Source organism: Deltaproteobacteria bacterium (assembly GCA_016874775.1).
In the GTDB taxonomy this organism is placed as follows: domain Bacteria; phylum Desulfobacterota; class Binatia; order Bin18; family Bin18; genus VGTJ01.
Map to the genome: position 1 here is coordinate 24,149 of VGTJ01000018.1, position 22,307 is coordinate 46,455.

Genomic DNA, 22,307 nt, shown 5'->3' on the forward strand with positions numbered 1-22,307 from the left:
AGTATTCAGACGTTAAAACTTCATCGACGGATACTGTTGATCTTCGTCAGCACGAGGATCAACGCATAAGGGAGAAGCGAACATGTGTAACCGTATTTCCTTGTTGATCCTCTCAAGCGTATTTCTGTTTGCCCCGATCGACGTGCAGGCAGAAGAGCTCAAGCTCGGATATGTCGATTTACAGAAAGCGCTCAATGATTCAGAGGCTGGAAAGCAAGCCAAAGAGCAGTTCAAAGCAGAAGTAGACAGAGCTGAGCAAACGCTAGAAAAACGAAAAAGTGAAGTAGAGAAGCTCAAAGAAGAACTTGAGAAAAAGGGCCTCCTCCTGAACGATGAACAACGCGATGCCCTTGAGCGAGACTATCGCGATAAGCTCACTGACTTCGAGCGTGTCTACAAAAACATGCAACAAGAACTGCAGATCAAAGACCGTCAATTGACTGGCCGTATCCTTGAGGGGCTGCGTGAGGTGGTACAAAGCGTTGGCGAACAGGGAAGCTACACGGTCATCCTTGAGGGAAACAACACCGTCGTGTTGTATGGTGCCAAAGCTATTGACCTGACCGAGACAATTATCAAAGCCTACAACCAGAAAGGGACGAAAGTGTCCCAGAGCCCTGCGCCTGCCAAGGCCGCAGCTAATTAACACGTATGGATAGTATCCAGGTCGCAACGCTGCTTCCCCACCGCTACCCGTTTCTCTTGGTCGACCGCGTAGTGGAGATCGAGGCTGGGAAGCGGATTGTCGCGATCAAAAATGTCACCATCAACGAGCCATTCTTTACTGGCCATTTTCCCGGTTATCCCATTATGCCCGGAGTCTTACTCTGCGAGGCAGTGGTACAGGCTGGAGGGATCCTCGCACGTTTGACGTCGGGAGAAGTTGACGACCACGATCGTGTCCTGGCCATGCTCACGTCACTCGACCGTGTCCGTTTTCGTCAGCAGGTCACTCCTGGTGATCAGTTGCGACTAGAGGTCGAAACCGTCCGCCGACGAGGGTCTTTTTGGAAAATGCGCGGGACGGCGCAGGTGGATGGAAAAACCGCTGCTGAGTTGGAGTTTACCGTCGTGTTTGAGGTCGACCGCCCTCAGGAGGCGCGGTCGTGACGTACACGGCCTCGTTTATCCATCCTTCTGCGGTTGTTGCACCCGAAGCCCAGATTGGCAGCGGCGTAGAGATTGGCCCCTACACGGTCATTGGCCCGTATGTGACGATAGGTGCGGGAACTCGTGTTGGCCCACATGTCGTCATTGAAGGGCGGACGACCATTGGACGCGAGAATCAGATTTTTCAGTTTGCCAGTATCGGCGCGATTCCGCAGGACAAGAAATATCGCGGCGAAGAGAGCCAGTTGATCATTGGCAATCATAACGCCATTCGTGAATTTGCCACGTTGCACCTCGGGACCGAAGGTGGCGGGATGGTGACGCGCATCGGCAATCATAATCTGCTGATGAACTACTCCCATGTGGCGCATGACTGCCAAATTGGGAATTCCACCGTGCTTGCCAATGGGGCGACGCTTGCGGGGCATGTGGCAATTGAGGACTATGTCACCGTGGGCGGACTGGTGGCGATTCATCAATTTACGCGTATCGGTGAGTCGGCACTGCTCGCGGGTGGTGCGATGGTATCACAAGACGTCCCTCCTTATTGTGTGGCCACGGGAGATCGTGCACACCTCAACGGCCTCAATCTTATCGGCTTAAAGCGACGCGGGTTTGCGCCTGAGGAAATTTCTGCGCTGAAGAAAGCATATCGGACGCTGTTTGCCGAAGCGCTCCCACTGAAAGACGCTGTTCTACGCTTACGGGAAGAATTCAGCGCTTCTGTCGCTGTTGCTCATCTCACTGCGTTTGTTGCGGAATCGCAGCGCGGGGTGTGTCGCCCGCGTGGCAATGCTGATCCTGAAGGTGGAGAAGAAGCGTTGTAGATCCACCAGCGAGAAGTTATGGCACGTCTAGGGTTGATAGCTGGGAATGGACGGTTTCCCGTCATCTTTACTGAAGCCGCACAAGCAGAGGGTGTCGAGATTGTCGCTGTGGCACATGAAGGAGAAACTCCAGACGAGATTGTTACGCTGGTGCCGACCGTGACCTGGATAAAAGTAGGAGAACTCGGCAAGATGCTCGATACATTTCATCACGCTGGGGTCACGCAGGTGGTGATGGCTGGCGGGATTAGCAAAGCTGGTGCCTTTGCTCACTTCCAACCCGATGGGCGAGGGATGGCGTTTATTGGTCGACTGTCGAGCCTCAAGGATGATGTCATTCTCCGTGGTGTTGCCCAAGAGCTAGAAAGTGAAGGCATCGAGGTTGTGGAATCAACCCGGTTTTTGTCCTCATTGGTTCCATGCGTTGGAACGCTAACGACAGCGGAGCCAGATGCTCAGCAGTGGGAAGATATTCGCTTCGGCTTCGCCGTTGCCAAAGAAATTGGTCGCTGGGACATTGGCCAAAGTGTCGTCGTCAAGCGTGGAACTGTACTTGCGGTGGAAGGTGTCGAAGGGACCAATGCCACGATCCGTCGTGGTGGAACCCTAGGTGGGGCAGGGACGGTGATTGTGAAAGTCAGCAAACCTCAACAAGACTTACGCTTTGATGTCCCGGCGGTGGGACCAGAAACCATTGCCGTGATGCAGGAAGTGAATGCTGCGGTGCTGGCTGTGGAAAGCGGAAAAACCCTCATGCTTGATAAACCACGGCTGCTGCAAGCGGCAAACACGGCAGCAATCCGGGTTGTCGCGGTTCACGAGGGGAACACGAGCGCGCACTAAACATGTGCTGAAGACAGCACGAGCAGGACCTTTATGAAGCTGTTCGTTTACTATGGTCGTTTTTTCTGGGGCCTGGTGGCTCTGCTGTGGATAATACCGCACCTGGCTATTGCTGAGATTCGGGCAGTGTTAGAGAGTCCCGCGACTAAGCAGAAAGTGACCGGGATTGGTGCGGTGACTGGCTGGGCGTTTTCCACCGACCCGCAAGCAAAGATTACAGTCAAACTTCGCGTCGATGAGAAAATCGTTGAGCCAGGGGGAGACATTGCCTGGCCAGGCCAGCGCGGCGATGTCGCGGCAGCGAATCCTTCCGTTCCGCAAGCTGTCAATAGTGGATTTGCCCGTGTAGTCACTTTTAGTGAACTCACTTCGGGTTCTCATAAAATCGGGGTACAGATCACTGACGATCGTGGTTCGGCTCCCGTGATTATCGATCACGAAGTGACAGTGATTCGCGTGGGCGGGTTCGTGTTGCTGAGCGACCTCAACTTAGTGACCTCAGACCCCAATAAAGAAGGGCGGGAAATTCGTCTGCCGTTTGTTGATGTCACTGAAAAACCAGTCGAACCGACTCCTGACCCGCGGACACGCCAGGTGAGGCTGACCCTGGGATGGCAACCTGATCGACAAGCGCTGGGCATTATTGACTCTGAGAATACCAGGGACCCAACCAGACCAGACAATGATACGGATAACCGACCGCTGCAAGCGTTCACTGCACCAGAGCGAGAATCCCGCGCCGCAGAGGGAGATACGGTTCGTGCCAATTTAGAAAATCCCGTATTCGGGCTTTCCGCGCTCTCCGGTAAGACGCTGATTTCGGGGTGGGCGTTTTCGACAACGAGTGGCTCTGTCGTGACCAAGGTTGAACTCCAGCTGGACGGGAAACTACAGCAAACGATCCCGTGCTGTACCCCGCGTCCGGATGTGGCAGCAGCGAACACAGATTTTCCTCAGGCGGGCAACAGCGGGTTTGCCACTGAGGTGAATTTAAATGATCTCGCTGCTCCACCAAAGACCTTGGAAGTGGTTATTCAAACGACCAACGATAAGAAGACGTTCTCATTACCGGTGACAGTCGTCCGGCTCGGTGACCTTTCGTTTATCGATCGGATTGATCTCCCATCGGTTGCTGAGGTATTCGTCCAGGCGAATCGGACGCTTCGGGTCGAGAAATTAAAGGTAGAAGGGAGAGACCGGAGTGGGACAGCGGCGACACGAACAGTGACTGCTGACTTTACCTGGAACGAAGCCTGCCAATGTTTTGTCACGCTGTCGAACTGCGGTGACGGGAACGTTGCTCCTACGACGGAAGAATGTGATCCCGGAGCGCCGGAAAGTACTGAGGGACCATCATTGAATGGCGCGAGTTGCACCTCACTGGGGTTCACTGGTGGTAACCTCAAATGTACACCAGTGTGCTCCTTTGATACGCGTGAGTGCACCGGCGGGCAGAAACTATATGTGACAAACCTCCTGGATAACACAGTCTCCGTGGTCAACACGGCGACCTACGACATTGTGAAGACCATCAAAGTCGGCAGTTCACCGCGGAGTATCGCCATCAGCCCAGACGGCGCAACGGCCTATGTGACCAATACTGGAAGTGACACGCTCTCGATCATTAACGTTGCTGACAACACCGTCAGTGCGACCGTCCCAGTGGGGAAAGGGCCGCAGTCGGTGGTGGTGACTCCCGACAATGCCAAATTGTATATCGTCAATGGCAAAGCCAATACCGTATCGGTGTTTGATGCGGCGACAAGACAAATTGTGACTAACGTGAACGTCGGAAAAGAGCCCCAAGAGGTAGCGCTGACACCGGATGGCAATTTTGCCTATGTATCCAATTATGCCGACAATACGGTTTCGGTCATTAATACCGGGACGAACGCTGTCGTGACGACGATTAGCGACAAGATTGGCGAAGGCCCCAGCGGCGTTGCGGTCAGTCCCGATGGAAAGCAAGCGTACGTGATCAATTTTGATGGTGACTCGATATCTATTGTTGATACCGCGCAGAACACAGTGATTGGCGAGCCGATTAAGGTAGGTTTTTCACCAATACGGGTGGCATTCGATCCCGATGGAAGGCGCGCCTATATTTCGAGTGTGCTCGATTTCTCTGTGGTCGCCTTTGACACCGAAACCAAGAAGCAAATCAACGCGATTCCCACCTTTACCGAACCGGACGGGGTGGTGGTGTCGGCAAAAGGGAAACGGGTGTTTGTTGCGGTATTCGGGCGCAACGGCAACGAACGACTGGTTGATGTCATTAGTACGCTCACAAACAGTCGTATCGGATCGGTCGAAGTTGGGGATGGTCCGTTTGCTGTAGCGCTGACGCCCCTCAAGCAATAGGAGTTGACTGTCTCAGCGGAAAGTGGCACCATCCCACCACTTTCCTTATCCCTTGTTTCGTTCCTCTGTGTGGGGCTGTAGCTCAGCTGGGAGAGCGCTTGAATGGCATTCAAGAGGTCGTCGGTTCGATCCCGATCAGCTCCACTTTATATTCCACGAATGTCGGCAACTTGTAACGGTAGCAGTCCTAAGGGTTGCTGCCGTTTTTGCTGCTACTAGAGCAGTTTGGAGTTGTATTTACTCGGAGAATAAGGACTGTCTGCGTTCGTACTCCCCTCTCCCTGCCAGGGAGAGGGCTAGGGTGAGGGTCGAATGTTGGGAGCTGAGCTAAGGACCATTGCAAATTGCTGTAGATGTAGGCTGGGATAAAGTCACGGCCGTTTCTCTTCTGCTTACTTTTCCTTGCAAACCCCTGACTGAGAGTGATAAGTGTAGGGAGGTATTGGGGTACATGGGGAATGACCAGAAGCATACAACTGCAGAGAATAGTCGCGTGGGGATGTGTTGGTTTTCTTGCCTTGGTGGTTGTGGTCTTTGCGCAAGAGGATGAAGAGTGGAAACGCAAGAACACATTTGACAACCGTTACGAGGGAACAAAAGGGTTTCCGGTAGCGACTCCTCGTCTTGTTCTTTTATCCTTCATTGCCTCTCCAGCTTTCCTTCCTGAAGGAGAACCTCCCGATATTACATTGCGAGTGAAATTCTTCCTGCCACGTGATGCTTCGTCAGCCTTTCTGTCTGCCCGACAATTACGAAAAACGCAGCGACTTTACTGGATGGAAGCGGTGCAGACGGAGTGGGAGTCTCAACAATGGAATGAATTCACTTGGCCAACCAAAGATTTTTTGCGTCCCAAAAGGATTCCTTTGTCTACGCTTGGTGTTACCGTCCGAATCGGGGAAAAGACAGGAACGCGAATTGCCCCAACGATTATTTATACTGATACTTCCCCAAAAGCTGTCACGGCTTATAAGCTGTATTTCCGACCAGCCAGAACTCTTCACCGCGTGACGCATACCCTCTCTACCTGTGAGACTGCTACATGTGATACTGGGAAGCTCGTACGGACGGAGACGTGATCTGATGGAGAGAAACGCGGTTCGCTGCCGTTTGTCGTTGATTTGGATGCTCGTGGACTTTGTGAAGGATGGATGCGCGTCAAGGTTGAAGGATTCTCGGACATGCCTGCCGAGAATCCGTTAGAAGAATACTCCTTCTACCACAAGCCCATGCCGTAATCTGAGCTATTCTCAAGAGTACGAACATACGAGTGCGAGCGCGCATGAACACCGGGGAACGACAACTCAGATGAGCGACATTTTTCTGAGTCACGTGCAGGAAGATGCTGCAGTAGCTCTGCAAATTGCGCTTGGTCTTGAAGCTGCGGGGTATTCGACTTGGTGTTACGAGATTGATAGCGTACCTGGCCCATCGTACCTTGTGCAAACTGGGGAGGCGATTGAGAAGTCGCAAGCTGTGATCCTGCTTATTTCCTCTGCCGCGCTCGCATCTCACCAAATCAGTCGAGAAGTCGATCGAGCCCACGAAAATGGAAAACCCATCGTGCCAATCTTGTGCGACGTGACCCATGACCAGTTCCAGCAACGCGCACCAGCATGGCGACAGGCGATTGGGACAGCAACATCCTTTCATATTCCAGCCAAAGGCATTGATACGCTTGTTCCTGAGCTTGTACGCGGTCTGGCCATGTTAGGAGCGCAGTCTACTGGTACTTGTGAGGATGCACGGATCGCGTTGCTCCAAAAACAATTAACCGAGCAACAAGCCAAGCCTCAGACAGCCGCAGTTCATCGTGGTACTTCAAGCGAAACCCGCACTTCCCAGCAAACCTCATCAATGCGCGCGTCAAGTGCGCTTGCGCAGCACCGACTCACAAAAGCTCGTTGGCTCTCTGCTCTTGCTGCTGCTGTTGCTGTCCTTTTCCTTGTTCTTGCCCTGCTGCCCAAAAGCGTTTACGTCACTGGTGACCTGAAGGTGAGTCAGCTCTCGTTCGTGATCGGTGAGCCAATACCGTCAGATCTGTTTAGGAGTATCAATACGAAGGCATTTACTCTGTCGGGGGTGGATAGCGTGCTGCTTGGTGATGGCACTCTTGAGGTGCAAGAGGTCCAGCAGGCGCAAACCGCTGATGCTGGACCGTGGCGATCACTCGGACATTTAGAGTCTGTGACTATTGGACTGGTTAATCGCGAATCCTCTCAGGTGACCTTACGCGAGGTGAGTCTGAACGGTCTGGACCTGCAACCACACTCAACAGTGATGTTTTCGTGGCTGGAAGCAGAACCACATTCCCTCAATGTCCATGTTTCTCGCAATGCAGTTACCGGTAAGGTCGTCACTCCGCCAACTCTCCAGTTTTCTTGTGTCGAGTGTCCCATCACGGACAAGAATGGGCGTGAATACGCAGGCGCGCGCTGGCGTTTGGGGAGCGACTCCAGGCGTATCGTTCATTTCCAGAGTGCTCCCGGTGGTGTAACACTTGGACTCGATTTGGCGGAAAGCATCTTGTGGAAAGAAACAGATAGTCCTATTCCTATCGCCGATGCGTTCGATCTGAAACAACTCGACGAAGAAAATGGAACAGAAGCATCGACTATCATTGGCGAGGGAAAAATAGCGATTGAAGAAGTAGGAAGGGAAATTGGTGTACGACCGAGAGACTTCGTTATTTTCAAGAAGCTGAGCAGTGTTACCCTACGTCCTGTATCTCTCGACACTGGCCTTCGGGTCGCTGTAGCTGGTAGCGTTGGAGAGCTGCGAACGGGAACGAAAGGGGCGATGCAAAGCCGTCTCCCGTCTGTGCTGGCATGGCTGCATCATCAGGAGACATTGGTGCTGTATCTTTCGGTGATGCTATTCCTTGTGACGACGGTTGTAGCGATTCTTGAACGCTGGAAGATAATACCAACAGGAGCGTAGGCAATGCGAAGAGGTGGTGGGCACGGATGGAGTATCTTTACGTTTGTTTGTATCTGCCAGGTTTTCTTGCCTGGTTTCTTCGCGTTTGCTGATGTTGATTACTCGTCCTTAACAAAAGGTGTCGTCAAGATCGTTGCAAAAGAAACTGGTGCAGGGGTTATTCTTGCCAATACCGATGGAGTTGCAACGATCGTTACCGCTTGGCACGTCGTCAAAGATGCGCAAGCTGTAACCGTGCGATTTCCCGGGAAAGCGAACGTACCATTTGCGGCGAACGTTTATCAGTTTGATACAAAACTTGACCTCGCGGTCCTGACCGTGCAGCCAACGGCTGAAAAGAAAATTCCGCAAGCGCTTCCGCGTTTTTTGCGCGGAGACGTTGAGAGGCTGAACCTTGGCGATCGCATCTCCGCTATTGGTCATCCCGCAGGAGCGGATTGGCAACTGGCGGCATTGGCGAACACCCTCCAGAATATCAATGCAACTGATTCGCGCTTGTTTGAGTTTACTAACCAGAGCATTGATGAAGGAAATTCCGGCGGGCCAGTGTTTGACGAACAAGGAAGACTCATTGGCATTGTGAAAGCGATTGTTCCTCCGAGTCGTGCAGAGGCAGTGAAAATTGGTGTAATTTTGACGACGCTGAAGAACTGGCAAATCGACCCGACGCAACTGGACGAGGAGCAAGGAAACACTGCCGGTATGGTTCGTATACCCGCCGGAGAGTTTTTTATGGGCTGTAATAAGGATGTCGATACAGAATGTGATAGTGACGAGGCGACAAGCCGACTGAACTTATCAGAATTCCTGATTGATCAGACAGAAGTGACGGTAGCGCAGTTTGCCCAGTGTGTGGATGCGAATAAATGTTCGAGTCAAGGGTTAACGATGCCGTATTGGGACAATAAAGAGCAGCCGGAATTTGCCTGGGCATGCAATTGGGGAAAGGCGGGCCGTGAGAGTCATCCAGTCAACTGTGTAGAGTGGAATCAAGCGAAAGCCTTTTGTGAGTCAGTGGAGAAGCGGTTACCAACTGAAGCAGAATGGGAGAAGGCTGCGCGAGGGACGGATGGTCGCAAGTATCCGTGGGGAAACATAGGGTACGAAGCGGTAGGGAAGGCAGCGAATATTACTGATGAGACGGCGAAAAAGAATCAACCAACATGGAAAATTGCTGAAGGGTATGATGATGGTTTTTATGGAACAGCACCTGTGGGCTCTTTTCTTGGTGGGAAGTCCCCCTATGGAGCTTTAGATATGGTGGGCAATGTGTGGGAATGGGCGGCGGATTGGTATGACGAAAAGAAGAATGCCCGCGTCGTTCGTGGGGGTTCGTGGTACTCTCGCCCGCAGCACGCCCGCGCGTCCGCCCGCCTCGGGTACGAGCCAGGCAGCCGCGACGACGTTGTCGGTTTTCGTTGCGCCCAGTAGCTGGACTGTTCTGAATTCTTTTTTCTGATTTTCTGTGGGTCCAGGGCGAAGCCCTGGTCGAATTTTCTGGCAATGAAGGAATCGCCGATTTTCATCAGAGGAAGCAAAAGCTTCGCTTGTGGATTTGATTCATCGACTGCAGCCGCATGAGGAAGTTATCATTACTGAGAATGATCGGCCGGTGGCGAGGTTGGTCGCAACTGCAGATTCCAAACCGAAGCGGCAGTTGGGAACGCTCAAAGGGACCGTGTTGTACATGGCACCGGATTTTGATGCTCCACTGGAGGATTTCAAGGAGTACATGGAGTGAGGTTACTGCTCGATACTCACACCTCCCTCTGGGCCGTAGACAATCCGTCGTTGTTAGGGTCACAAGCCAAAATCGTCTTGGAGGATCTCTCAAACTTCTTGTTAGTAAGCGCAGCTACCGTCTGGGAAATGGCAATTAAGGTCGGGACGAAAAAGCTTGACCTTTCGTTTCCATACCGTCAGTGGATGACGCAGGCGATCCGTGATCTGGGAGTCAGCATTTTGCCTGTGACAGTAGAGTATGCCGACGTCCAAGCGGGACTTTACCCACACCACAATGATCCATTCGACCGTTTACTGATCGCGCAAGTGCTGTACGAGCAGGTGTCGATCGTGAGTGTTGCCTCAGCTTGATGCGTTCGGTCTCTACGATTGATTTCCTGCCACCAGTTTCCACGCCTGATCGATAGTGGCAACGTCAGGCAGTTTGTCGAGCTCGACGCGATAGAAAATCCGCGCCCCTGTTACCTGGCGCCTCGACAGGCTGACGTTGTACCCCGAACTGCGGACAGATTGGGCCATTTTCTCTGCCGCGATGGCTGTGGGAAAAGTCCCAAGAATCAGCTTATAGGTGCCATCGGTCTGCTGACGCATAAGCGTGTCGCGAGAGAGTGAGGGCAGTACCAAGCGCTGACCGATGAGAATACGATCCAGATTGGTAATGTCCGGGTTGAACTCTTTAATCAGATCGAGCGCGAGTGCACTGTAGTTGCCATAGACACGTAAGACCAATTCTGAAACCGCATCACCACGAGTGACTGTCACCGCCTGACCGTTGCTGTCTATTCTGGAAGCGTCTGGGAGCACTGCTGGCGTCGGGGGCTGGGCGCTCGTCGGCGTGGGGCTCACCGCTGTTGCTACTGATTGTGGTGTCGGTGGCACCGGAGCTGGAGTAGTAGTGACGGGTGCAGGTTCTGCCTGCGGTGGCGCAGATTCGCTAGGAACCGTGGTTAGGGTGGTGGGTTCCTGTGTCAAAGACGCCAGGACAGTTGGTTCTGCCTTGACCACTTTTTGCTGTACCGGCTCATGCGTGGTCGTCGTTGGTAAAGATACCGGAGGCTGGGCCGAGCTTGATGCTGGCCCATTGGTCGTTTGCGCAACATTGACGGTTTCCGTCGATGTCGGGGGTGCGAGTGTTGGTCGGTCGATCGTTCTGGCTGGTTGTGGTGGAGGTGTCGAACGTGTGTCAACGACGCCCACCGCTTTTGCTTGGGGGTCGCCTGCGCGTGCAGGGAAGAACACATTGTTCCCGAGGTAGAGTAATGACAACGCCGCGACTGTGCCAATACCAACCCAATGCAACTGGCGAGTCCAGCCCCAGGGACGTTCCCCGACCCAGATTTCTGGTACCCCATTTGACGCATTCGGGGTTGCGCGGCGGCCCCACGGTTCGTCGTCGAGGCGCAGTACGGGCGCCTTCTTGGTGCCATCTTGATCGAGAGCGGCCTTTTGCGACGGCAGTGCGCCTTTTAAGCGGAGATTGTCTGTCACCTTTTCGACCATCTGTTCGGAGACGGTGAGCTGCGAGGCCTGGTAGGCGACGGAGAGAGAGTTGTCACAAATCGTATTGATGACACGAGGAATACCATCCGAACGTGCGGCGATGAGTTGGATCGCCTGCGGGGTAAATACGTCGTACCGCGTGCAGCCAGCAGTCTGCATACGATGATGAATGAAGGGTTCTATGGCCTGCGGTTTGAGGCATCCCAAGCGGCAGGAAATGGCAATGCGCTGCTTCAGTTGTCGGAGTTCGGGGCGATCGAGTTTCTGTTCCAGTTCTGGTTGTCCGACGAGGACGATTTGTAGCAGTTTGTGATTGTCGAGTTCAATGTTCGATAAGAGGCGGAGGTTCTCTAATACTTCATCCGCTAAGTGGTGTGCTTCATCGATAATGAGGACGCCAGTCCCGCCTTCGGCAAACCGCTCACGCAAAAATTTATCGAGCGCCTGGATCTTTTCTAGCTTTCGCCCCTCTTTCGTCTGTAGACCAAAACTCGTGCAGATAAAATCGAGAAATTCGTCGAAGGTCAGCGTGGTGTTGTAGTAGTAAAAGGCGACGCGAATCGTTTTCTCAAGGTCCGCGACAATGCGGCGGAGCAATGTCGTTTTGTCGGTGCCCGCTTCGCCAATCAGCGACATATAGCCTTTACGTTGACGAATGCCGTAGATGACGCTGGCGTATGCCTCTTCGTGCCCGGGGTTTGCATAGAAGAAGCGTGGGTCGGGAGTGATGCTAAAAGGTTCTTCGCGAAAACCAAAATAGTGTGTGTACATGATCGTTCTCTTCTCTAGTTCCATTTTCTACTTCGTGAGCATAGAAGCTAGATCTCTGGAGGTTCATTTTTTTCTCTCAAATGGGACCTCTCTCCGTACGGCCACGATCGCAGTCTTTCATGGGTAAAAAGGAACCAGACACCGCAAACCACAACCTTCATCTTAGCTGAGAGTCTTCTGCTAGGGAAAGCCCGGAGGAAACAAAGAAAAGAACCGATTGCAAACTTGCTGAAAATGCGACACAGTGAGCGCGTGGTGAGTCCCGATGTGTCCCTTATCGTCAGTTACTGAGCGTTCGCTTCGTGCCTCGGGACCGCGCGAAGCAAGTGCTCGCGGCCAGAACTTCTGACGTATGTAAGGGGCCTGTGGGGGAGCGTTCATCAGTACGACTGCTGTTGCGGGCTGAGGGGAAGGGGGTCGCTTGTCCTCATACACTGAACATTTCGCTTTGTGCGGAGAGCCATTCGCGGATACTGCCATGGCATCTCCGACATTCTTCAGCAATTCCGTGTATCAGCGGGCGTATGCTACGTTGCTTTCCGGTATTCACGATCATAAGGGATTTTTCCTGCTCACGGGGGAGCGCGGCACTGGGAAAACGACCTTGGTCCAGCGCCTCATGCAGGATGCGGAGGCCGTAGGTTCGTGCGTCTATCTTGACGGCTCGAACGTTCTGTACGCAACCATTGATGACGTATTGTCCTTTCTCTGTACTGCCCTTGAATTGTCCAGCACCGAGAGTGACGGAGTGGAAAAGCTGCGAATGCTCAGTGCGCACCTACACGCACTCATGCGGAACGGTCGTACTGCCGTGCTGTTTATCGACGAGGCGCAGCGCTTGAACGATGAGGTGCTTGGCGGGCTACGGATGCTCGCCGCAGTCGACAAAACTGGCACCCAGCTGCTCTTACAGATTGTTCTTGTTGGTCAACCCGCACTTGAACAACGACTCACGGAGCCTGACTTACGCCCTATTTTTCAACGTGTTGCGCTGCGATGTCGATTGACTGGGCTTACGGAAGATGAGGTTGCTGCCTACCTTGTTCACCGCGTACACGCAGTGGGTGGGGGACGACGAGATCTTTTTGACGCTGACGCGGTGTCGCATATTGCGCGTGCGTCGCAAGGAATTCCTCGCCTCATTGATCACATTTGTCATCAGGCTTTGCTCTTCGCACGTGATGCTCGCTGCGAAACCGTATCTGCTCAGATGGTTGAGGAAGCGGTGACGGCGTTGCGTCTTCGGGACATTCCTGAGTCAGGACCATCTTCGATCGATGACGCTATTCCCGTGGTATCGCGTCAAGAGGAACATGGCGCTACGCCCATACCACCGCGAAAGTGGAGACGGCTCACCATTGAGGTTTTGCTTGCACTGGGGGCAGTGTTGATGGTGTAGCCGTCACTGGCCTGTTCCGCTGCCCACGACTATTGGTCGGTTTTGGCTACGGTGCGGAACGATAATGCATTCATGCCCCGCCCTTCACTGGGTGCGTTCTCCCAGAGAGAGTTCCCCTGGACAATGATCTTATCAAACACCGCCTTTTTCCCTTCGCCCGATACGTGACCAGTCCCAAGAATCCAACAATCTGAACAGAGCGTAGTCAGTTTATGCCGGAACGGTTCATAGACCGTGCTGGTGCGAAACTCTTCTACATAGGGGTCCGGGTTCGTGCGTACCGTCGGGATAATGCTTTCTAAATACATCGTCAGGTTGATCTGATCGTCTTTGGAGAGGCGCCGCCATTCGTCTTCTGGAATAATCAGCGCCACGGCTGGGGTCGCAGTGGCTAACCCCCAGGCTATGGGATGAAGGCTGTGATAGCGGGCTTTGAGCCTATCGACAATGGTGTGCCCTCGTTGCACTCGCGGGTCATTCACAGCGGGTGATGCCGTTGCTGGATGGACGGGGGCTGGTGACACCTCAGTCACAGGCATCGCAGCAGGAGGCGAGAGGCGCTCGCCAATCGGGTCGTTCACCGTACGTGCGACCTCTGTGGGGCGGGGCGGTTGCGGCACCTGGAGCATGGTAAAGAGCAGGAAGCCAAGAAGGACAAAGAGAAATCCTGCACCTCCCCACGCGAGCGATTGCCACTTGCTTGCTGGGGCAGGAGGCTCAGGCAGAGGTGCAACGGAGACAGGAATCTCCGATGGCGTGCCCTCCACTGGATCTGCGACTTCATCAGTGTGACCGCCGTGTTGACGACCGCGCAGACGGAGTGTGGTGATGACTTCCTGTATATCGTCAGGCGTAACGATGCGCCGTGACGCGTCACTGATCAAGCGTAGGGCATTGTCACAAATGAGGTTCACGACCCGCGGAATGCCCCCAGAATATGTGGTGATGAGGTCAATGACCTCAGGGCTAAACAGATCCTCGCCTTCATATCCCACTAATCGTAAGCGGTGGTAGATAAAAGCCTGGACCTCTTCTGGTTTGAGATGTTCGAGTTGACAACGAAAATGTACTTTTTGGCGAAGGGAATCAAACCGAGAGTGAGCAAGTTTCTTCTCGAGTTCCGGGTGTTGTCCGACCAGAATAACCTGGAGCAGTTGGGCGCTGACATGAGGGGAGTCGGACAGTCGAAAGAGGTGTTCAAGCACCTCTTCTTCGATATCTTGCGCTTCATCGATCACCAGTGCGGTGGTTCCGCCGGAGCTTGAGCGCGCTTTCAGAAACTCACTGAAATCTTGTAATTCCCCGACAGCCTTGCGTGTGACTCCGAGGTCGCGGCAGGCAAAGCCAATGAGTTCTTCAAAGCTCAGCGTACTGTAATAGGAAAATGAGATCCGTACCGAGGCGTCGTCCTTCAGGTGGTCGATGAGCCGCCGGACGAGGGTCGTTTTTCCGGTTCCTACTTCCCCGGTGAGGACTAAAAAGCCTTTGCGCTCACGAATCCCTTGCATGAGTTGCGTGTACGCTGCGTCATACACAGGGTTCGAGTAAAACAGACGTGAAGTGGGGGTCAGACTAAACGGTTCTTCTTGAAAACCAAAATACGTTGTGTACATCTGGTGTAGTCCGGGTTGATACTCCCAAAGGAGGAAGAAATAGTGCCTTCCAAGGCAGGAGTAAAGCCCAACCTTCTTATGGAAATAGGACTCTTCTATCATACTCGAAGGGTTTTGCGAAAAGCTCAACGTACCCTGAGCGTAGCGAAGCGGAGTCGCAGGGGAAGTCGAAGGACGAGCATGCGATGAATCCACATCGCATGCAGGTTCCCTATATGACGTTTCGTCTTGGCCGGGTCAGCCACCGCAGCATCACGATGAACAAGATCACCAATATCCACAAGATCGCCTGATTATCGAGAACTCTATGCACGGCATATTGGAATTGGGAGGCGTAGAAGGAGAACGATTCTCCGCCTAGGAAGGAGTATGTCAGCAGCCATTCGACCATGAGAAGATCCTCCTTTCTCAAGGTGTCCTGATCCCCCGCTATCAAAGCGTTGTTGGCAAAAAAAAGTCAAGGGTAATATTTTTGCTTTTCAGCAACATGGTAAAGGAAAAAAAACCCAAAGCTAGAGTTAGAGTTTTAACTGATGACATGGTCCTCTATCGAAAGGTAGATTGCCACGGGCTAACCCTTGGCCCATGACGTTGTATGAGGCTAGTCACGGGCTTGGTGTTACTGTCTTTCCCTGAGTAGTAGCGGGCGAGATTGCTGTACTGCAGCGCTCGACTATATCACAAGAGGTGGCTTTCTCAGCAGAGAAACGCTATGAAGAAAGGCGCTATGAAACGTCTACAACCGTGCTCTGTTCTCCTCGCGCTGTTTCTTGTGCAAGGAATATGGGTCGCTGGGTGTGTGTCACGACCGCGACCGAAAGTTGTCGAAGTTGCACCAACCGAGGCGCCGCGACCGCCGCAGCGGACGTGGGTTGGTGAACGGGCAAAGGTCGTGATCTTCGAGTTTGACAACAAGCTTGCAGTGGAGACAAGTGGCAAACGAGGCCTGGTTGATGCGGCGTTCGGTAGCAATCTGAAGAAACATCTAGTGATGGGACTCCAACAGACCGAACAATTTGCCGTTCTTGATCCGCGTGGCGCGAAGCGAGTCTTGACCGCGCAGGACTTCACTCCTGCAGGTGAAATCAAGCGCAAACTCCTGCAAAAGCTCGGTCCGTTTGAGGGCGCGGAGTTTCTGATTGCTGGGTCTGTCACTGCCTATCAGCCGAGCCAGACAAGTCTGCGCGCAGGTCTGGACGCGGACCCGCTGTTGGGTGGAAAGGGAGTGAAGCAAGGAGGAAAAACTACGCCTTTGGCAAAGGCCTTTGCCAGTTTGCCGGTGGCGAAGCAGGATCGAATTTCCATCGAGCTGCGACTCATTGAGGCTGCCACTGGAAAGATCATTGAGACTACCGTTCTTGAAGGAACTCCCCAGGAGCTGAGTCAGCCCCGCGGTGGTTTGTTCGATGAAAAATTCTCGACCCCTTCTGGGACGCTCTCGACACCGATGCAAAAAGCGCTTCGGGTCTGTACGATCAAAGCGGTAGACTGGATTGCTGAGACTGGTCTGGCGCATCGTGGACGAGCGGTCGCTCGTCCCGCACCCTTGCCTCCTCCTGGAGAGAAGCCGACCCCGCGCAAGAAGCTGGCTGTAGAAAAACCGGTTGTGGAAAAGCCGATCGGCGACAAGTCTGCGGTCGAGCCACCGGTTGTGGAAAAGCCAGTTGTCGACAAACCGAGTGTACGAGAGAAGCTGGTCAGAGAACCAGCAGTGAAAAAACAAGAGGTGAGTAAACGATCACTGGGAGAGAAACCGACAGTGGAGAATCCCAGCCCACCGAAGCCAGTCGCGGAGTTGCCGGTTGCTGAGAAACCCGTTCCGAAGAAAGAGGTGCCACGGAGCGAAGAGTGGGGGCAGTAGGTGGGGGTGTGAGGGAGAAACGACGAGGTACCTATGGCTGAAGAACCAATTATGAGGATTCCCCTCCGTACCTGTGTACGATGTGGAAAGCCGATAGTGGCGGGGATGAAAGAGTGCTTTTCTTGTGGTGCGCCAGTTGATGAAGAAAAAAAGCCCGACGATCAGCTGATTCGTTGCCCGACGTGTGGTAAGGAACTGGTGCGTGGTGCAGCGGTATGTAGTCTCTGTGGCACTCGCCTCCGTCCAGAACGCGCTGCTGCTGTCACGTCTGCGGCGCGGCCAGCACCTATTCCCCTCACCACACTTGAGTCGGCAGGGCCATCCTCCCCCTTTCCATCTCTTGAGAAAGGGTCGTTTCTTGGCATGACGCGACGGATGGGATTACGGCTTGGCACGGTTATGTTTCTGTTGTTCGGTTTTCTTGGCGGAAAACTGTTGTTTCGTGGCTCCTCCACTGACCCTCCTGCCGTTGTTCCTCCTCCGCTCTCGTCACCAACCTCCCCCTCTCCTCCTGAGTCGGTTCCTCCTCCTGTTCCACCATCGCCGTCTTTAGAAGTTCCGGCTCCTGCTCGTACGTTCCCCAAAGGGCGAGTCGTGACTGCGGATGGGCTTGGGAGCATTCGCGTTTTTGGACCGGGGATGAAAGAGGCGACGCGTACGACGACAGTTCTGCGCGAACGTGTGGAAGAGTTTTTGCCGAGCATTCGTAACGTGTACAGTGAAAGACTTACCCCGACGCAACAGCTCCTTGGTACCCTCGTGTTGGAACTCGCCATCACGCCAGAAGGGCATGTGTCGCAAGTCGAAATCCATGCTACCGCAATGGAAAATCAAGAGTTCGCGCAAATCGTGCGAAGTCTGGTGCAAGAGTGGCGCTTTGAGCCAGCGGCAGGCGCAACGACCGTTTTCTATCCCTTACTCTTTACGCCGACAGAACTTGATCCTTTTTCACTGATTGGGTTGACGAGAGAGTTGCTGCCGGGGCGATACCGAATGGTAGGAGGAGGGCCAGTGCCTGTGCGCGTACGACCAAATGATGGCGGTGCTGAGGTGGGTAAAGTGTCGCCCGGTCTCCGCGTCGATATCGTAGGCTCACAACAAGGGTGGCTTGCGGTGCTCTCGCCGAAAGGGAAAGTGGGCTACATCCGGCGCGATGCGCTCTTTCCTCGCAGCGAAGAAGGAGTACCATCGTCGTAAGTCCTCACTGCCACACGCGCGTGGAGACTGGACGTACGCGGAGAACGAAGGAGGAAACGACCTATGGAATTTGCGATTGCGTACCCTGCGAAGCCGGACGCCTGGAAAGATCTGCTCGTTGCCGAAGATCACGGATTCACTCATTGTTGGTTCTATGATTCGCAAATGATCTACAGCGATGTCTATGTGTGTATGGCACTTGCTGCGGAACGGACCAAGCGGATCACACTTGCTACTGGTGTGGCCATTCCAAGCAATCGCATTCCACCAGTGACCGCGCATTCTATTGCGACGATCAATCAGCTTGCGCCGGGCCGTGTCATTCTTGGCATCGGTACCGGTTTTACCGGACGCAATACGATGGGGCTGCCGCCGGTGCCACTCGATACTGTCCGCTCCTACATTCAACAGTGCCGGACGTTGTTACGCGGGGATGAGTTACTCTACCGCGAGGGAGCCCGAGAGCGTTGGATTCGTTTTCTCCATCAGGATCATGGGTATATCAACGTTAAAGATCCGACTCCTATTTATTTTGCCGCGAACGGACCAAAAGCACTCGAACTCGTCGGCGAGATAACCGATGGCTGGATTACCACCTTGTCTGATCCGCAGAGCTTCAAGAAGAATCTTGCCGTAGTCGAAAAAGGAGCGACAAAAGCTGGTCGAACGCTGACCAATTTCCCCAACGTTGCGTTGTGCACCGGATGCGTCCTGCGGCCAGGAGAGTCGCTGACCTCGCAACGTGTGATTGACCGGGTTGGGCCGTTTGCGATTGTTGCGCTGCATGCCTTGTGGGAGCGCTCAGCGGTTGCCTCGGATCTCCCACCACTGTTGAAAGATCTGTATGGGAAGTATGACACCGAGTACGCGGCCAAACTCAAAACCCCGACGGACCGCCGGTATTTGGAGATCCACGAAGGCCACCTGATTTACCTGAAGCCTGGGGAAGAAAAGTATGTGACTGAGGACCTCGTTCGCGGGTTTAGCTTAACCGGCACCGGGGAAGAGATCATTGCTCGGCTCAAAGCGCTTGAAGCTGTGGGACTGAAGCAAGTGGCGATTCAAGTCGTAGGAGAATCTGGTCGTGAGATGATCGAGGAATTTAGTCGCGAGGTGATTGCAAAGTATTAACAGGCATAAGACGTAAAACTTGGGACTAGAGGCTGGGGGCTAGGGGCTTGTGAGGAGAGCGACTCTACTTCTCGCTTTTAACTCTCAGTCCCCGCTTTGCTACAGATCGCTTTTTACATTTTTACATTTTGAGGAGGTGTGGTATGGGGCGGTTGGATGGAAAAATAGCACTCGTCACTGGCGGTGCCTCCGGCATTGGTCGGGCGATTTGTCTCAGTTTCGCCCGTGAAGGGGCGACGATTGTCTGTAACGACCTCGTCGTTGATCTCGCACAGAAAGTGCTTGATGAATGCGGCCAGGCAAAACAGGGCCTGGCGGCCAAGGCGGATGTGTCTAACAGCCGCCACGTTGCTGCGATGTTCGAGAAAGTTGGGAAAAAGTACGGCCGCCTCGATATTCTCGTCAACAATGCAGGCATTGGGTTAGAGAATGCCAAGTTGCGTGCGCGTTTCAACAAAGTGCTGGAAAAGCAGCAGAGCGAACTCGCCAGCACGGGGAGAATTACCACTGCTCTCGCGGCCACGCAGAATCTGAGCGATGAAGATTGGGATCGCATGCTCGGGGTGCATCTGACTGGCACGTTTTACTGCACCCGCGAAGCGCTTAAGCTGATGGAGAAGCAACGGACCGGGAAGATCGTGAGTATCGCCTCGATTTGTGGCATGACCGGCTGTGCCGGTGCGCCACACTACAGCGCTGCCAAAGCGGGTATTATGGGATTTACTCGTGCCGTGGCACGCGAAGCAATCATCAGCGGAGTGAATGTCAATGCGATCGCGCCGGGGTATATCGATACCCCCATGACTGAGGCGATCGACGATGCCGTTCGTCGTATGATCAGTATGGCAACACCGGCTGGCCGCTTTGGCTCGCCGCAAGATGTGGCCAACTTAGCGGTCTATCTGGCATCGGAAGAGGCGAATTTTGTTGTCGGTCAAGTGACGAGCCCAAATGGGGGCTACGTCATCGCGTGATGGGTTCTCGGTAAAAACAGCATGCAGCCGTCAGCTATCAGCATTGAGTCAAAATAAAGCTCTCTTTTGCGCAATGTTCTGCCGTCGAACAGCCGATGACCACAAGCAGCGGTGTTTTCTGGCCAGGCTGATAGATGCTCACCGATAGCTGATCGCTTCCTTAATTTTTTTCTCCACCGGGTGTCAACCAAACGTGACACTCCTTCGTTATTACACAGAGGGCAAGAAACGGTGGGAGACCCGGTTCGCGTGACAGACGATATTTCGCATGAGAGGTTTGAAGACCTGTATCGCGCCCATTACGGGCGCATTATGCGGCTGTGTCGTCTGCTTTTACATGACACGCAGGAAGCAGAGGAAGCTGCCCAGGAGGTTTTCCTCAAACTCTTACGGGTGAGTAAAGGTCTGACTGGGGTCATGGTGTGGGAGGCTTGGCTGACGCGCGTTGCCGTGAATACCTGCCGGGACCGGCGGCGCAGTTGGTGGTGGCGTAGCAAACGAGGGAACGAGATGGAATGGCAAACGTTACAGCTCCCCAGCATTGCACCATCGCCTGAAGAAGTGACCGTCAGTCGTGAACAACGGGAACGTATTTGGCACTTTCTCCGCCGCTTGTCCTCTCGCCAACAGGAAGTCTTTGTTCTGCGTTATGTCGAGGGCTGGACGGGCGAGGAAGTCGCGGAGTTCTTAGAGATGACGCCTGGCAGTGTGAAGCGCCATCTCTTCCGTGCTGTTCAGCATATGCGCCAGGCGCTTGGAGGTCGCTCGTGAATCCGTGTGTATCAGAAGAAGTCCTTCTGTCAGTCTATGACGGTGACGCCTCACCAGAGGCGCGCGCACATGTGGCGAAGTGTCAGATTTGTACAATGCGCTACGAACACCTCGTCAAGGACCTCAAGCTCCTTGGACAAGTGTTACGAGATCCGCCGCCACAGCCAGCGCCACGGCCAGTACCACAACCAGTTGTGCGACGCTGGTTTCCATTGGTCGTTACCAGTGCGGCTACTGCCGGGCTGGTATGGGGCTACATGCAATGGACAGCGGGATGGCGTCTGGAGTCGTCGCGCCCCCCTCTCTCTACAGTGAGGGCGAATGAAGTGCGGGATGAGGACCTGGCCCGTTTCTTCAGCCAAGCAGTGGGGCCAGCGGTTTTTTCGACTATGGAACTGGGTGTGACAGATTTTCCGGAACGTGCCACGAACCTGGCGTACGTACGAGCGGCACTCGACGGTGGCTGGCCGCAAGAACGGTGTAGCGGGGAGCAAACGCGCGGGTGTGAGAACGACCCCTTTGCGTTGCTGTTTGACGAAGAAGAACATTGAGGAGGGGGTTTCGTGAGAAGATATCTACGTGCCGTGATGATTGCAGTGGTCATGAGCAGCCTGTGGGTCTCTCCGGCGATCGGGCAAGACCTCGGCGGGCTGGAATCATTTATCACTGGGAGCACTCGTGGAGATGGACCGGGGACGTTGATGCTGCTGCTGTTGAAAGGGATCGGCCTTACTCCCGAACAAAAACAACAAGTGAAGAGCATTTTCATCGCCCATCGAGGCAATCTGGAGACGCTCTTTCGTGAACTCCAGGCGGCGAATGCAGAGTTAACGAAAACCCTCTTTGCTGAAGAAGAAGTGAATGCCGCGGATATTGCTCCTCATGCTGAACGTGTCACTCTGGCGCGACAACAGTTACTCCAGGAAGGGCTGACCGTTGTCCTTGAGGTACGACAGGTGCTGACTCCGGAACAACGAGTGAAAGCCGCACGACTGCGAGAGCAACTGCAAAAACTCCAGGGAGCATTGACTGGGTCGTCGCAACAACACAGTGGAGGAACAGCTCCATAAACAGGTGGTGAGAAAGCAGAGCGCCGAAGATTACGGAGGTAACAGACGATGTACGCACAGCTTGTTTACTTAAGGCATGGGCAAGAATTAAGTTACCGATTAAGAGCGAGGAAGAAGCGTATAGTTCCAATCGCCATGAAACTTACCGGGTTTGATATTGAGCGCTTGAAACTCATCGTCGGAGACCTGTAGGCCT

20 protein-coding genes and 1 tRNA gene are annotated in these 22,307 nt (G+C 53.8%); 19 read left to right on the forward strand and 2 right to left on the reverse strand.

Features of this window, described 5'->3' with window-relative positions:
* Positions 1-82: 82 nt before the first annotated feature.
* The 11 genes from FJ147_04995 (at position 83) to FJ147_05045 (ending at position 10,175) form a co-directional block, all read left to right on the forward strand.
* The gene (locus FJ147_04995) at positions 83-646 is read left to right on the forward strand and encodes an OmpH family outer membrane protein (GenBank protein ID MBM4255236.1); all 564 of its coding nucleotides are present in this window, start codon (positions 83-85) and stop codon (positions 644-646) included.
* Between the two features lie 5 nt (positions 647-651).
* The gene (gene fabZ / locus FJ147_05000) at positions 652-1,110 is read left to right on the forward strand and encodes a 3-hydroxyacyl-ACP dehydratase FabZ (protein MBM4255237.1); all 459 of its coding nucleotides are present in this window, start codon (positions 652-654) and stop codon (positions 1,108-1,110) included.
* The gene (lpxA, locus tag FJ147_05005) at positions 1,107-1,937 is read left to right on the forward strand and encodes an acyl-ACP--UDP-N-acetylglucosamine O-acyltransferase (GenBank protein ID MBM4255238.1); all 831 of its coding nucleotides are present in this window, start codon (positions 1,107-1,109) and stop codon (positions 1,935-1,937) included. The genes fabZ and lpxA overlap by 4 nt, the downstream gene beginning before the upstream one ends.
* Positions 1,938-1,955: 18 nt before the next feature.
* On the forward strand, positions 1,956-2,780 hold the full coding sequence (locus FJ147_05010) for an LpxI family protein (protein ID MBM4255239.1): 825 nt from the start codon (positions 1,956-1,958) through the stop codon (positions 2,778-2,780).
* Between the two features lie 33 nt (positions 2,781-2,813).
* Positions 2,814-5,141 (forward strand): YncE family protein, encoded by a 2,328-nt coding sequence (locus FJ147_05015; GenBank protein MBM4255240.1) that lies wholly within the window; start codon positions 2,814-2,816, stop codon positions 5,139-5,141.
* A gap of 71 nt (positions 5,142-5,212) precedes the next feature.
* Positions 5,213-5,285, forward strand: a tRNA-Ala gene (locus FJ147_05020).
* Positions 5,286-5,599: 314 nt separating this feature from the next.
* Entirely contained in the window at positions 5,600-6,220 is a 621-nt protein-coding gene (locus FJ147_05025) for a hypothetical protein (GenBank protein MBM4255241.1), read from the forward strand.
* A gap of 229 nt (positions 6,221-6,449) precedes the next feature.
* Complete coding sequence (locus FJ147_05030) at positions 6,450-8,081, forward strand: toll/interleukin-1 receptor domain-containing protein (protein MBM4255242.1); 1,632 nt, start codon at positions 6,450-6,452, stop codon at positions 8,079-8,081.
* 3 nt (positions 8,082-8,084) lie between these two features.
* Positions 8,085-9,512 (forward strand): trypsin-like serine protease, encoded by a 1,428-nt coding sequence (locus FJ147_05035; protein ID MBM4255243.1) that lies wholly within the window; start codon positions 8,085-8,087, stop codon positions 9,510-9,512.
* 118 nt (positions 9,513-9,630) lie between these two features.
* Entirely contained in the window at positions 9,631-9,822 is a 192-nt protein-coding gene (locus FJ147_05040; GenBank protein ID MBM4255244.1) for a DUF2281 domain-containing protein, read from the forward strand.
* Entirely contained in the window at positions 9,819-10,175 is a 357-nt protein-coding gene (locus FJ147_05045) for a type II toxin-antitoxin system VapC family toxin (protein ID MBM4255245.1), read from the forward strand. The genes FJ147_05040 and FJ147_05045 overlap by 4 nt, the downstream gene beginning before the upstream one ends.
* Before the next feature lie 12 nt (positions 10,176-10,187).
* Here FJ147_05045 and FJ147_05050 read toward each other — a convergent pair whose 3' ends face one another.
* Positions 10,188-12,119 carry a hypothetical protein gene (locus tag FJ147_05050; GenBank protein MBM4255246.1) on the reverse strand — a complete coding sequence of 644 codons (1,932 nt, stop codon included), beginning with the start codon at positions 12,117-12,119 and terminating at the stop codon, positions 10,188-10,190.
* Between the two features lie 454 nt (positions 12,120-12,573).
* On the opposite strand from FJ147_05050, the gene FJ147_05055 reads away from it, so the two are divergent.
* Complete coding sequence (locus tag FJ147_05055; protein ID MBM4255247.1) at positions 12,574-13,494, forward strand: AAA family ATPase; 921 nt, start codon at positions 12,574-12,576, stop codon at positions 13,492-13,494.
* A gap of 29 nt (positions 13,495-13,523) precedes the next feature.
* On the opposite strand, the gene FJ147_05060 is transcribed toward FJ147_05055, so the two are convergent.
* Positions 13,524-15,209, reverse strand: coding sequence for an AAA family ATPase (locus tag FJ147_05060; GenBank protein ID MBM4255248.1), 1,686 nt, complete (start codon positions 15,207-15,209; stop codon positions 13,524-13,526).
* 610 nt (positions 15,210-15,819) lie between these two features.
* On the opposite strand from FJ147_05060, the gene FJ147_05065 reads away from it, so the two are divergent.
* The 7 genes from FJ147_05065 to FJ147_05095 all read left to right on the forward strand — a co-directional run bounded on the left by FJ147_05065 (position 15,820) and on the right by FJ147_05095 (position 22,111).
* On the forward strand, positions 15,820-16,968 hold the full coding sequence (locus FJ147_05065) for a hypothetical protein (protein MBM4255249.1): 1,149 nt from the start codon (positions 15,820-15,822) through the stop codon (positions 16,966-16,968).
* 33 nt (positions 16,969-17,001) lie between these two features.
* On the forward strand, positions 17,002-18,165 hold the full coding sequence (locus FJ147_05070; protein MBM4255250.1) for an AgmX/PglI C-terminal domain-containing protein: 1,164 nt from the start codon (positions 17,002-17,004) through the stop codon (positions 18,163-18,165).
* 63 nt (positions 18,166-18,228) lie between these two features.
* A complete protein-coding gene (locus FJ147_05075) occupies positions 18,229-19,296 on the forward strand; it encodes an LLM class flavin-dependent oxidoreductase (GenBank protein MBM4255251.1) in 1,068 nt (355 codons plus the stop codon).
* A gap of 143 nt (positions 19,297-19,439) precedes the next feature.
* Positions 19,440-20,270 (forward strand): SDR family oxidoreductase, encoded by an 831-nt coding sequence (locus FJ147_05080; protein MBM4255252.1) that lies wholly within the window; start codon positions 19,440-19,442, stop codon positions 20,268-20,270.
* A 249-nt stretch (positions 20,271-20,519) separates the two neighbouring features.
* Complete coding sequence (locus FJ147_05085) at positions 20,520-21,041, forward strand: RNA polymerase sigma factor (protein MBM4255253.1); 522 nt, start codon at positions 20,520-20,522, stop codon at positions 21,039-21,041.
* Positions 21,038-21,592 (forward strand): hypothetical protein, encoded by a 555-nt coding sequence (locus tag FJ147_05090; GenBank protein MBM4255254.1) that lies wholly within the window; start codon positions 21,038-21,040, stop codon positions 21,590-21,592. The genes FJ147_05085 and FJ147_05090 overlap by 4 nt, the downstream gene beginning before the upstream one ends.
* Positions 21,593-21,604: 12 nt before the next feature.
* Positions 21,605-22,111: a periplasmic heavy metal sensor gene (locus tag FJ147_05095; GenBank protein ID MBM4255255.1), complete on the forward strand. Its 507-nt coding sequence runs from the start codon at positions 21,605-21,607 to the stop codon at positions 22,109-22,111.
* The last annotated feature ends 196 nt before the right edge of the window (positions 22,112-22,307 follow it).